Origin of the sequence: Bradyrhizobium sp. WSM1253, assembly GCF_000244935.1 — a bacterium.
GTDB lineage: Bacteria > Pseudomonadota > Alphaproteobacteria > Rhizobiales > Xanthobacteraceae > Bradyrhizobium > Bradyrhizobium canariense.
In genome coordinates this window covers 4654807-4667005 of record NZ_JH600073.1, presented here as the reverse complement: position 1 = coordinate 4667005, position 12199 = coordinate 4654807, and the positions used below count along the sequence as shown (strand labels likewise).

Here is a 12199-nt window from a genome sequence, read left to right as displayed (position 1 = left end):
CCGATGCATCGCCGAATCACCGGAAAGCTGGTCATCGCGACCCATAATCCCGGCAAGCTCGCCGAGATGAAGGAGCTGCTTGCGCCTTACGGCATCGAGGCGGTGTCGGCCGGCGAATTAGATCTTCCGGAGCCGGAAGAGACCGGAAACGATTTCCGCAGCAACGCCGCGATCAAGGCGATCGCGGCAGCGCAGGCGACCAAGCTGCCGTCTTTCGCCGATGATTCCGGCATCGTGGTCGACGCGCTCGACGGCGCGCCCGGCATCTACTCGGCGCGCTGGGCCGGGCCGAACAAGGATTTTGCCGCGGCGATGGCGCAGATCGAACGGCTGTTGCAGGAGCGCGGCGCGACCACGCCCGCCAAGCGCAAGGCCCATTTCGTTTCCGCGCTGTGCGTTGCATGGCCCGACGATCATCTCGAACAGGTCGAGGCGCGCGTCGACGGCACGCTGGTGTGGCCGCCGCGCGGCACCGCCGGCTTTGGCTACGACCCGATATTTTTGCCCGACGGCCACAGCCGCACCTTCGGCGAAATGGAAAGCATCGAAAAGCACGGCCTGCCGCCGCTCGGTCTCGGCCTGTCGCACCGTGCCCGCGCCTTCGTGAAACTGGCGGAGATCTGCCTTGAGCCGCGCTAAGGAAGCCTTCGGCGTCTACGTGCACTGGCCGTTCTGCCTGTCGAAGTGCCCCTATTGCGACTTCAACAGCCATGTCCGTCACGCCGCGATCGACGAAGCGCGTTTTGCGTCAGCATTCGCGCGTGAGATCGCGACGACCGCCGAGCGCGCGCCCGGCCGCGAAGTCACCTCGATCTTTCTCGGCGGCGGCACGCCCTCGCTCATGCAGCCTGCAACCGTGGGCGCTGTGCTCGACGCCATCGGCAAGCACTGGACCGTGGCGAAAGACGTTGAAGTCACGCTGGAGGCAAACCCGACCAGCGTCGAGGCCACGCGCTTCGCCGGTTATCGCGCCGCCGGCGTCAATCGCGTCTCGCTCGGCGTGCAGGCGCTCGACGATGCCTCGCTGAAAGCGCTCGGCCGCATGCACAGCGCGCGCGAGGCCCTCGATGCCGTCGCCATCGCGCGCCGCTCGTTCGATCGTTATTCGTTCGACCTGATCTACGCCCGTCCCGACCAGACGCCGGCGATGTGGGCCGATGAATTGCGTCTCGCGATCGACGAGGCGGCCGAGCATCTGTCGCTCTATCAATTGACGATCGAAGAAGGCACGCCGTTCTTCGGCTTGCATCAAGCCGGCAAGCTGAAGACGCCGGATGAAGCGGTCGCACGCGCGCTCTACGACGTCACGCAGGAGACCTGCGACAAGCTCGGCCTGCCCGCCTACGAGATTTCAAATCACGCGCGGCGGGGCGCCGAGTGCCGGCACAATCTGGTCTACTGGCGCGGCGAGGAATATGCCGGCATCGGCCCCGGTGCCCATGGCCGGCTCGACATCGACGGCATCAGGCACGCGACCGCTACCGAGAAGCGTCCCGAAGCCTGGGTGATGCGGGTCGAGACCAACGGGCACGGCGTCGTCACCGACGATCTCCTCAACAGCGAAGAGCGCGCCGACGAATTTTTGCTGATGGGGTTGCGCCTCGTCGAGGGCATCGACCCCGAGCGCTACCGCGCGCTGTCAGGCCGCTCGCTCGATCCCAAGCGCATCACGCTGCTGCGCGAAGAAGGCGCGATCACGGTGGATGCAACGGGACGGCTGCGCGTGACCAGCAGCGGTTTTCCGGTGCTGGACGCGGTGGTCGCGGATCTGGCGGCGTAGCGAGCTGTCGTAGGGTGGGCAAAGCGAAGCGTGCCCACCATTTTTACCACATGTGCAGAAAGATGGTGGGCACGGCGCGCAAAGCGCGCCTTTGCCCACCCTACGGCACCGTCATCTTGAACTACGCCCCAAAACTCTTCGGCGAGCCCGCCACGGCCACGCCGCCGCCCGTCGTGACCTTCATCACCGCGAGGCCGCGCTCGTTGGTGCCGTCGGCGCGGAAGCGGAACAGGCCGTCAATGCCGGCAAAGCCGGACGGATTGGTGAGCACGTCGGATGAGAAGCGCGTCGTGCCTTGCGTGCGCGCCAGCGCGGCGACCAGGGCGACGGCGTCATAGGCGAGCGTCGCGGTGCGCACGGGCTCCGCGCCATATTTGGTGCGATAGCGGCCGGAGAAGGCGCGGAAGCCGGCCGGGTCCGGCGCGGCGTAGAGGCCGCCTTGCAAGCTGGAGCTGGCATAGACGCGCGGGCTGTCCCACAGGCCGGTACCGAGCAGCTGGATATTGCGCAGATTCGCCCCCGCCGCGCTCATCGCATCGGCGACCGCGACGACGGCATCGCCATCATCGGCGATGAACAGCGCATCGGCGCTGCCGAGCTGCTGCGCCACGGTCCGGGCCGGCGTGGCGCGATCGGCGCCGTATTTCTCGAACGCGACGATGCGCCCGCCGCGGCGCGGCACCGCCGCCTTCACCGCGGCCTCGACCACGTTGCCATAAGCATTGTCGGGCACGAGCACAGCGACGGAGCGCTTTCCGATGCTGGCGGAATATTCGACGATGCGGTTGACGTCGGACTCTGGCAGGAAGCTCAGCAGATAGACACCGCGGCCGGCAATGCTGGAATCGGTCGAGAACGCCATCACCGGGATCCCGCGCGTGCGCGCGATCTGCGCCACCGCAGGCACCGATTGCGCGAACAGCGGCCCCAGGATGATCTCGGCGCCCTCGTCCACCGCCTGCTGCGCACTGGCCTGCGCGCCCTGCGGGCTGCCATTGTCGTCCTTGATCAGGAGCTGGATGTTGGGATTCTGGAACTCGGCCAGCGCCATCTCGGCGGCGTTGCGCATCGACTGCGCGGCGAGGCCGGCATTGCCGGATGCCGAGAGCGGCAGGATCACGGCAACCTTCACCCCGCCGGTGCCGGCGGTCGTCGCCTGTTGCGGCGGGCCGGCCGGCTGGGCCGGAGGCGGGGAGGAGCTGCTGAACGGATTGGAGAACTGGCTCAGGCTCTGCTGCACGCCGGCGCAGGCCGACAGCAGCGGCGCGCCGAGCAACAGACCGAGCGCGCTTCGCCGGGTCGCCCCTGACATCAGGGGCCCCTGAACGGGAGACTCCTCCGAAAAGGAGGATCTGGGATCACGTGGGCCCGTCATGACAGTTTCTCTTCCGACCGACCGTCGCCAGCCGGTCACGACATTCTTTCCACGACACCGGCCATGGATTCAGGCATATTGTCGGCAAATAGTTAACTCAAACAAAAGGATAATGCCCGCTTAACGCGGCTTCCTCTCAAGTTCTGGCTAGCTGTCCGCCGTCCGTCACCCAGCATCAAGGCGGCGTTTCCGCCACGAATATGGCGCTGACGCTTCATTCCCTGCTGTATGTGATGCCGAATGGATCACATTCCAGTCCTTCCTCGCCCCTTGTCGCCCCTTGCCCAGGCACGATCTTTTTTCGGGGACCGGTTCCCAGCTCCGGGGATCATGCCTAAGTTCGTTTGATTATGCGCGCAAAGCCGTCCCCGATAAATACACCCGAGATCACGGAGCCCGCCTCGCGCGGTTTCTCCATCGACGCCCATCGGCTTGTCGCGCCGAAGGCCGCGTCGGGCCTGCACCTGGTCGCGACCCCCATCGGCAATCTCGGCGATATCACGCTGCGGGCGCTGCAGACCCTCGCCGGGGTCGATGTCATCGCCTGCGAGGACACCCGCATCACGCGGCGTCTGACCGAGCGCTACGACATCTCCGCGCAGCTCAAGCAATATCACGAGCACAATGCGGAAGCGGCCCGTCCGAAGATCCTGGAACGGCTGTCGCAGGGCGGCTCGATCGCGCTGGTGTCGGATGCCGGCACGCCGCTGATCTCGGACCCCGGCTACAAGCTGGTGCGCGAGGTCTGCGCCGCCGGCCACGCGGTCTACGCGCTCCCCGGTCCGTCCTCGGTGCTGGCGGCGCTGTCGGTCGCCGCGCTGCCGACCGACCGCTTCTTTTTCGAAGGGTTTTTGCCGGCCAAATCGGCGGCGCGACGATCTCGCCTGACTGAGCTTGCGCGCATCGATGCGACGCTGGTGATGTTCGATTCCGGCAACCGCGTGCAGGACACGCTCGCCGAGCTTGCCGAGATCATGGGGAGCCGCGAAGCCGCGATCTGCCGCGAGCTGACGAAACTGCACGAGCAGATTTCGCGCGCCACGTTGCGTGAGCTCGCGCGCGGCGCCGACACGCTGGAGACGCGCGGAGAATTCGTGCTGGTGATCGCTCCGCCTGCGGCGGATGCCGAGATGCTGACATCGGATGCGCTCGACGGTGTCCTGCGCGAGCAGCTCGTCGCGAACAGCGTCAAGGATGCGGTGGCGCATGCGGTCGCGCTCTCGGGCCGGCCGCGCCGCGATGTCTATGCCCGCGCGCTCGAGCTTGCCAAGGAGTTGCGGGGCGGCGATGGCGAAGGCTGAGGTCCCGACGGAACCGAAAATCGCCTCGCCCGAGCGCGTCGCCGCGTTTCGCACCGGCATCTCCGCGGAAAGCCGCGCCGCGGCCTATCTCATGGCCAAGGGCTATCGCATCCTCGCCAAACGCTACCGCACGCCGCATGGCGAGATCGACATCGTGGCGCGCCGCCGCAATTTGATCGCCTTCGTCGAGGTCAAGGCGCGCGCGACGCTGGACGACGCCGCCTTCGCGGTGACGCCGCGCCAGCAGCAGCGCATCATCGATGCCGCGCAAGGCTGGCTCGTCGCGCATCCCGAGCATGCGGAATTTGAAATGCGATTCGATGCCATGCTGATTGCGCCGCGGTCACTTCCACGCCATGTGTTGGCGGCATTCGACGCCTCGACCTGAAAGGCAGACCATGAAACTGAACGTCGCCGTCCAGATGGACCCCATCGCCCGCATCAACATCAAGGGCGATTCCACCTTTGCGCTGCTCCTGGAGGCGCAGAAGCGCGGCCACGGCCTGTCCTATTACACGCCCGACAAGCTCTCGATGGTCGGCGAGGAGATCGTCGCTCCGGTTCAGCTCCTCACCGTGCGCGACGAGCCCGGCAATCATTTCACCCTGGGCGAACCCAGGCGCGAGGCGCTCAACGGCTTCGACGTGGTGCTGCTCCGCCAGGATCCGCCGTTCGACCTCGCCTATATCACCTCGACGCACCTTCTCGAACGCATCCATCCGAAGACGCTCGTCGTCAACGACCCCGCCTCGGTGCGCAACGCGCCGGAAAAGCTGTTCGTGATGAACTTCCCGCAGCTGATGCCGCCGACGCTGATCTCGCGCGACCTCGACGAGATCAACGCGTTTCGCGACAAGCATGGCGCCGTCGTGATGAAGCCCTTGCACGGCCATGGCGGCGCGGCGGTGTTCCGCGTGATGCCGCAGGACATGAATTTCGGCTCGCTGTTCGACATGTTCTCGGTGACCTTCAAGGAAGCCTGGGTGATCCAGCAGTTCATCCCCGAGGTCAAGCACGGCGACAAGCGCATCATCCTGATCAACGGCGAGTTCGCCGGCGCGGTGAATCGCGTGCCGGCCGCCGACGACCTCCGCTCCAACATGGTGCGCGGCGGCGCAGCGCAGGAGACCGAGCTTACGCCGCGCGAGCGCGAGATCTGCGCCACCGTGGGCCCGGCGCTGCGCGAGCGCGGGCTGTTGTTCGTCGGCATCGACGTCATCAACGGCAATCTCACCGAGATCAACGTGACCTCGCCGACCGGCATCCGCGCCATCGCGCGGCTCGGCGGACCCGACGTTGCCGCAAAGCTCTGGGACGTGATCGAGCAGAAGCGGGCGAGGTAGGCATCGGCTTGTAGCCTCAATGTCGTCCTGGCGAAAGCCAGGACCCATTACCCCGGCTGCCAGTTTGACGAACATCGAAGCGATCACCTCCTTAACAACTCATCGCGGTGGTAATGGGTCCTGGCTTTCGCCAGGACGACAGCGGTGATGTGGCGCGTTGTTTCCATCTCACTGCATGCCGGCACCAAGCATCACCCCACCCATCACTAACCACCCATTCACCACGACGCGGCGGCGCATCGTTCGAATGCATGGGCCGCGACTGCGTGAAACTACGGGGCCAGTGGCCGACCGGCTAACGCGACGTTCACCATCTGCCGAAAGACCACAGCGCGGCCGTCGATCACATTCGGCCTCGCAACACCGCTTATACTTTTACTGCCTACTCATCGACACGGGGAACCCGCCAGGTGCGGTTCGAGTGCCCCGCGTAAGAGTAGAAGCGTATGAACACCGCACGCATTGTCGTTCTCGTCATCGCACTGGGCGCCGGCGGCGTCGCTGCGTATCTGGCGAGCGGCTATGACAACAAGCCCGCGCCCGTTCTTCCTGTCGCCGAAAAGCTGCCGACGGTCGAGGTCCTGGTCGCCAAGAACGACATCCAGCTCGGTCAGGCCGTGAAGCCCGAGGACCTGCAATGGCAGGTCTGGCCGGCGGCGACCGCGAGCAGCGCCTTCATCCGCCGCGACAACAGGCCCGAGGCGCAAATCCAGATCGCAGGCTCGATCGCACGCGTGCCGTTGATGCAGGGCGAGCCGATCCGCGAGCAGAAGCTGGTCAAGGCCGACGGCTCCGGCTTCATGGCCGCGATCCTGCCGTCGGGCATGCGCGCGGTCTCCACCGAGATTTCAGCCGAGACTGCCGCCGGCGGCTTCATCCTGCCGAATGACCGCGTCGACATCGTGCTGACCCGCCGCTTGAAGAATCCTGACGGGGCCGGCGGTAACGACCTCATCCTGTCCGAAGCGATCCTGACCAATATCCGCGTGCTCGCGATCGACCAGGCGCCGAAGGAAAAGGACGGCCAGAACGCCGTCGTCGGCAGGACCGTCACGCTCGAGCTCAAACCCGACCAGGTCGCCGCGCTATCGGCAGCGCGCCAGGGCGGCACGCTGACACTCGCGCTGCGCAGCATCGTCGATGCCAACTCGGTCGACAGTACGCCCGAGGACCAGGCGAGCAAGCGGTCCGCCGGGATCAACGTGATCCGCTACGGCGTACAGGCGCGGCAACTGACGTCACAGAAGTGATGGGGACATGATGAACTACGGGGATGATCGGACGGGCATGCGCATTCGGGGGAATCGCGCGCGCTCGTTCTGGACGGGGACGATGCTGATCCTGGGGCTCCTCGCAGCCCCCGATGTCGTCAGCGCTGCAGATGCGCCGGTCGGCGACCAGGCGCCGATGCAGGCAGCGGATCTCGATGTGTCGCCGGTCGGGACGATCGTGCCGGCGAAGACGCGCTTCCTGTCGCTCGGCGTCGGCAAGTCCGCCGTCATCGACCTGCCGCGCGACGTCAAGGATGTGCTGGTCGCCGATCCCAAGATCGCCAATGCCGTGATCCGCTCGGCCCAACGCGCCTATATCATCGGCGGACAGGTCGGCCAGACCAACGTCGTGTTCTTCGCTGCCGACGGCCAGCAGGTGGCCGCCTACGACATCGCGGTGAAGCGCGATCTCAACGGCATGCGCACGGCGCTGCGTCAGGCGCTGCCGGGCGTGCAAATCGAAGGCGTCGGCGACAGCGTGATGCTGACCGGCTCGGTGTCGAGCCCGGTCGAGGCCCAGCAGGCCGGCGACGTCGCGGCCAAACTGGTCGGCGGCTCCGAGAAGGTGGTCAACAACATCGTCGTGCGCGGCCGCGACCAGGTGATGCTCAAGGTCGTCGTCGGCGAAGTACGCCGCGATATCGTCAAGCAGCTGGGCGTCGATCTCAGCGCCAGCCTGAACGCCGGCACCGCGGTGGTGAACTTCAACAATTCCAACCCGTTCTCGGTCAGCGGCGGACCGATCGTCAGCAACAACGGATTAGGTGTGGCCGGCATCACCAAGGGCTTCGCGACCGTCAGCGCCACGATGCGCGCGATGGAAAGCGCCGGTGTCATGCGCACGCTCGCCGAGCCGAGCCTGACCGCGATCTCCGGCGAATCCGCCACCTTCATCGCCGGCGGCGAATTCCCCATTCCGTCGGGCTACGCCTGCGATCCCGTCACCCACGTTTGTACCACCCAGATCACCTACAAGAAGTTCGGCATCTCCCTGAACTTTACCCCCGTCGTACTGAGCGAGGGCCGGATCAGCCTGCGCGTGATGACCGAGGTGTCGGAGCTATCGAACCAGAGCGCCATCACGGTGACCCAGGCGCTGTCCTCGAGCTCGAGCAACTCGATCACCATCCCCTCGATCCAGACCCGCCGCGCCGAAACGACGCTGGAAATTCCCTCGGGCGGTTCGATGGCGATGGCCGGCCTGATCCAGCAGCAGACCAAACAGGCGATCAACGGCCTGCCTGGCGTCGACCAGGTGCCGATCATCGGTGCGCTGTTCCGCAGCCAGGACTTCGTCAACAACGAGACCGAGCTGATGGTGATCGTGACGCCCTATGTGGTGCGCGCGGTGGCTCAGAAGGAACTGTCCCGGCCCGACGACGGCTTCGCGCCGGCCTCTGACGCCCAGACGGCGCTGCTCGGCCGCATGAACCGCCTCTATGGCATCGCGCGCCGCGTCGATCCGATCGCGGGCACGCCCGGTGATTTCGGCTTCATCATCGACTGATGACGAACGGACGACTTGGGGCAAGCGGCAGAGACGGGCGAGAGACGGGGCACGAGGGATGAAGCGATGACGAAGACCATGGCCGATCGACGTCGCAGGTTGAGCGTCGCGCTGGCGCTGACGGGGCTCTCCGTCATGTTGGGCGCCTGCAACACCACCGGCGAGATCGTCACCCAGACGGTGCCGACCGACTATCGCCAGCGTCACCCGATCGCGGTCGAGGAAGCCAAGAAGTCGATCGTGATCTTCGTCGGCAAGGCTCGCGGCGGCCTCTCGGCCGCGCAGCACGCGGACGTCGCCGGCATTGCCCGGGACTGGGTGCGCGAAGGCACCGGCTCGGTGGTCGTCGACGTCCCCGCCAACGCCGCGAATTCGCGGGCGGCGGCAGCGACCTATCACGAGATCCGTTCCGTGCTCGCATCCGTCGGCGTGCCCTCGCGTGCCATCGTCCAGCATCCCTATCGGCCGGAGGATCCCGGACTACTGCCCACCATCCGCCTGAGCTATTCCCGGATCGCCGCAGTCGCCGGCCCCTGCGGGCTGTGGCCGGAAGATATCGGCCCCTCCATCCTCGACCCCGGCTACAACGAGAACCAGCCCTATTTCAATCTGGGCTGCGCCAGCCAGCGCAACCTCGCGGCAATGATCGACAATCCAGCCGACCTCGAGCAGCCGCGGTCCGAGACGCCAGCCTATAACGCACGGCGTGACATCGCCTTCGAGCGCTATCGCAAGGGCATGCCGATCGCGACCACCAATTCAGACGCCGACAAGGCCAAACTCAGCGATACAGGCAGATGACACGCGTCCACGACGAAGAAGCGGACGATCCGCAGCACCCCGAGGAACACATTGCGCCGGTTCCTCGCATCTCCGTGCAAGCCTTTTGCGAGACCGAGCAGACGCTCGCCGCGGTGACCGCGGCCGGGCAGGATCGCCGTCTCGCCAAGGCGCATCTCACCGCCAAGGACGGCGGCCTCGCTGCGGCCATCGAAGTCTATGAAACGATGCCGACGCCGAACGTCATCGTGATCGAATCCGACGGCACGCGCGACATTCTCGAGGGCCTCGACGACCTCGCCGGTGTCTGCGATCCCGGCACTCGTGTGGTGGTGATCGGCAATCCCAGCGACACCGCGCCCTATCGCGAGCTGGTCCGCCGCGGCGTCAACGACTATGTGGTGGGACCGGTCGAAACGCTCGACGTCGTCCGCTCGATCTGCAGCCTGTTCTCGGCGTCCGAAACCATCATCACCGGCCGCGTCATCGCGGTGGTCGGCGCCAAGGGCGGTGTCGGTGCCTCTACCGTCGCGCACAATGTGGCCTGGACCATCGCCCGCGACCTCGCGCTCGATTCCGTCGTGATCGATCTCGACCTCGCCTTCGGCACCGCGGGCCTCGACTACAATCAGGACCCGGTGCAGGGCATCGCCAATGCGGTGCTGTCGCAGGATCGGCCGGACACGGCCCTGATGGAGCGTCTGCTCTCCAAATGCACCGAGCGTCTCAGCCTGCTTGCTGCGCCTGCCACCCTTGACCGCGTCTACGATTTCGGCGCGGAGGCCTTCGATGCGGTGTTCGACACGCTGCGCATGACGACGCCCTGCATCGTGCTCGACGTTCCCCACCAATGGTCGGGTTGGACGCGGCGTGCGCTGGTCAACGCGGACGACATCGTGATCGTGGCCGAGCCCGATCTTGCGAACCTGCGCAACACCAAGAACATGCTGAACGTGTTGAAGGCGGCGCGGCCGAACGACCGGCCACCGCTCTACTGCATCAACCAGGTCGGCATGCCCAAGCGGGCGGAGATCGAGGTCAAGGCATTCGCCAAGACCATGGAGAGCCAGCCGATCGCGGTGATCCCGTTCGATTCAAAGCTGTTCTCGACCGCGGCCAACAACGGCCAGATGATCGCGGAGGTCTCCAAGAGCCACCGCACCACCGAGCTGTTCCAGAACATGGCGAACCGCCTCGCCGGGCGCGGCGAGGTGAAGAAGCCGAAGCGCTCGCTGCTCGGGCCGCTGCTGAAGAAGCTGAAGGGCAGGTCGGGGCGCGCGTCAGCCCCGCATCGCAAGGCGTCGTAGGGACAAGAGCTGAGCTCTCTCCGTTCCCTCCCCCCTTGTGGGGGAGGGGCAGGGAGGGGGTGCTACACGGGGACTCTTTCCGTCGCGCACCCATTCGATGCATCGTCACCAATCAGCACTTTTTCCTGGGCTACCCCTCTCCCTAGCCCTCCCCCACAAGGGGGGAGGGAATGCACCTCCCTCGGTGCGCTCGGCGAGGCTCAATCTGTCGAGCTCAGGAATGAGCGGGCTACTTCTCCGCCCGCTGCTGCTTCTTCACCAGCAATTGCCGCAGCGCTGTGACCTTTGCCGCCGCTTGATCCGGCGGCAGGTCCGCCTTCACGATGGTTTCGGCCTCGGCCTGCTTTCCTTCCAGTCCCAGCACGAGCGCGAGATTGGCGCGCACCCGGAGATCGGCGGGATTGCGCTCGTGCGCGCGGCGCATCGTTTCCTCTGCCCGCGGCAGATTGTTCTGCAGCATGTAGGACAGTCCGAGATTGGACAGCACCGACGGTTCGTCCGGCACGATTTTCAGTGCGGCGGCGTAGTATTGCTGCGCCTCCTCGTTGCGACCGAGCTGATCGAGCGCGGCGCCCTGCGCCGACAGGATATGCCAGTCGGGATCCTCGGGCGAATGCGCGCGACCGAGGACGTCGAACGCCTGCTGGAAACTGCCGCTGTCGGCGAGCGCGCGGCCATAGCCGGCGAGCAGCGCCTTGTTGCTGGAATGGGCAAGCACGGCCTGCTCCAGCACCGCGAGCGCCTGCGCGCGCTGGCCGGTCTGGCGCAACGCCTTGCCATATTCGAGCGCGACGTTGGGATCGCCAGGCTTGGCGCGATAGCGCTCGCGCAGCGCGTCCATGTCCGGCCTCACGTCTGGCTTGGCCTCGGCCCTGACAGCCGTGTCCGATTTTCCGCCGAGCGCGCCGGTGATGTCCTCGATGCCGGTGGTCTGACAGCCGCCCAAGGCCAAGATCAGAAGTGCGGAAAACAGATATCTCGCCGGAGGAGAGGCGACGGACAAACGCTTGGACATACTCTGATCACTCGGCGACTGATCAGAGATGCTTACCGATTAACGCTAAAGTCCCGTTAAGGCGGGGCGCTTCCGAAAGCTCAGTCGGTGAATTCAGCGCCGAACTCGCAGCCGATGCGCCAGCGCAGGCGGCACTGCCGGGAATAGTCGGGCGCGAAGATGATGGTGAATTGCGGCGGCACTTCCAGAAATTCCGCCACCACTTTCACGCCGCCATCCGAAATATCCGTGATCGTGCAGTCCCGCGGCAGCGAACCCGCGCCAAAATGAATCTTGGCGAGCCGCGTGCACATCCGTCGTTCGCTTCTCCGGCGATTTGCAAGCATCTGAATTGTTCACCCGTTAGACCACGGCCCATCCCGCAGCCTAGGAGTAGCGGACATTCGTTGGAATGTGCTGAGCAGAGCAGCTTGCATTCGAGGCGTAGTGTCTTCGACGTGTTTACGATCGGTTAAGGCCTTCCGGCCCTCTCGACCCGTTCCCGTATTGTTCTTGCAAGAACTGGCCCGCTCTGCTACCC

The 12199-nt window shown here is 65.7% G+C and carries 12 protein-coding genes; 9 read left to right on the top strand and 3 right to left on the bottom strand.

Translation table 11 applies throughout. The features are described from left to right. Positions 1–3 precede the first annotated feature (3 nt). A complete protein-coding gene (gene rdgB, locus BRA1253DRAFT_RS23510; RefSeq protein WP_007598481.1) occupies positions 4–639 on the top strand; it encodes an RdgB/HAM1 family non-canonical purine NTP pyrophosphatase in 636 nt (211 codons plus the stop codon). Further along, on the top strand, positions 626–1780 hold the full coding sequence (gene hemW / locus BRA1253DRAFT_RS23505) for a radical SAM family heme chaperone HemW (RefSeq protein ID WP_007598480.1): 1155 nt from the start codon (positions 626–628) through the stop codon (positions 1778–1780). Before rdgB ends, hemW begins: the two co-directional genes overlap by 14 nt. A 121-nt stretch (positions 1781–1901) precedes the next feature. Here hemW and BRA1253DRAFT_RS23500 read toward each other — a convergent pair whose 3' ends face one another. Then, positions 1902–3155 carry a penicillin-binding protein activator gene (locus BRA1253DRAFT_RS23500; RefSeq protein WP_371261329.1) on the bottom strand — a complete coding sequence of 418 codons (1254 nt, stop codon included), beginning with the start codon at positions 3153–3155 and terminating at the stop codon, positions 1902–1904. A 350-nt stretch (positions 3156–3505) separates the two neighbouring features. On the opposite strand from BRA1253DRAFT_RS23500, the gene rsmI reads away from it, so the two are divergent. The 7 genes from rsmI to BRA1253DRAFT_RS23465 all read left to right on the top strand — a co-directional run bounded on the left by rsmI (position 3506) and on the right by BRA1253DRAFT_RS23465 (position 10664). Beyond that, positions 3506–4456: a 16S rRNA (cytidine(1402)-2'-O)-methyltransferase gene (rsmI, locus tag BRA1253DRAFT_RS23495; RefSeq protein ID WP_007598475.1), complete on the top strand. Its 951-nt coding sequence runs from the start codon at positions 3506–3508 to the stop codon at positions 4454–4456. Next, positions 4443–4844: a YraN family protein gene (locus BRA1253DRAFT_RS23490; protein WP_007598474.1), complete on the top strand. Its 402-nt coding sequence runs from the start codon at positions 4443–4445 to the stop codon at positions 4842–4844. The genes rsmI and BRA1253DRAFT_RS23490 overlap by 14 nt, the downstream gene beginning before the upstream one ends. 10 nt (positions 4845–4854) lie before the next feature. Continuing rightward, the gene (gene gshB, locus BRA1253DRAFT_RS23485; protein ID WP_007598473.1) at positions 4855–5799 is read left to right on the top strand and encodes a glutathione synthase; all 945 of its coding nucleotides are present in this window, start codon (positions 4855–4857) and stop codon (positions 5797–5799) included. A gap of 446 nt (positions 5800–6245) precedes the next feature. Next, positions 6246–7049 carry a Flp pilus assembly protein CpaB gene (gene cpaB / locus BRA1253DRAFT_RS23480; RefSeq protein WP_007598472.1) on the top strand — a complete coding sequence of 268 codons (804 nt, stop codon included), beginning with the start codon at positions 6246–6248 and terminating at the stop codon, positions 7047–7049. Positions 7050–7059: 10 nt separating this feature from the next. Continuing rightward, positions 7060–8577 carry a type II and III secretion system protein family protein gene (locus tag BRA1253DRAFT_RS23475; protein WP_088941362.1) on the top strand — a complete coding sequence of 506 codons (1518 nt, stop codon included), beginning with the start codon at positions 7060–7062 and terminating at the stop codon, positions 8575–8577. A gap of 66 nt (positions 8578–8643) precedes the next feature. Further along, positions 8644–9378 (top strand): CpaD family pilus assembly protein, encoded by a 735-nt coding sequence (locus BRA1253DRAFT_RS23470; RefSeq protein ID WP_007598468.1) that lies wholly within the window; start codon positions 8644–8646, stop codon positions 9376–9378. Continuing rightward, entirely contained in the window at positions 9375–10664 is a 1290-nt protein-coding gene (locus BRA1253DRAFT_RS23465) for an AAA family ATPase (RefSeq protein WP_007598467.1), read from the top strand. The genes BRA1253DRAFT_RS23470 and BRA1253DRAFT_RS23465 overlap by 4 nt, the downstream gene beginning before the upstream one ends. A 229-nt stretch (positions 10665–10893) precedes the next feature. On the opposite strand, the gene BRA1253DRAFT_RS23460 is transcribed toward BRA1253DRAFT_RS23465, so the two are convergent. Together BRA1253DRAFT_RS23460 and BRA1253DRAFT_RS23455 are read right to left on the bottom strand one after the other, a co-directional pair. Continuing rightward, the gene (locus BRA1253DRAFT_RS23460; protein ID WP_007598466.1) at positions 10894–11679 is read right to left on the bottom strand and encodes a tetratricopeptide repeat protein; all 786 of its coding nucleotides are present in this window, start codon (positions 11677–11679) and stop codon (positions 10894–10896) included. 80 nt (positions 11680–11759) lie between these two features. Beyond that, positions 11760–12005: a PilZ domain-containing protein gene (locus tag BRA1253DRAFT_RS23455; RefSeq protein ID WP_007598461.1), complete on the bottom strand. Its 246-nt coding sequence runs from the start codon at positions 12003–12005 to the stop codon at positions 11760–11762. Positions 12006–12199: the final 194 nt, after the last annotated feature.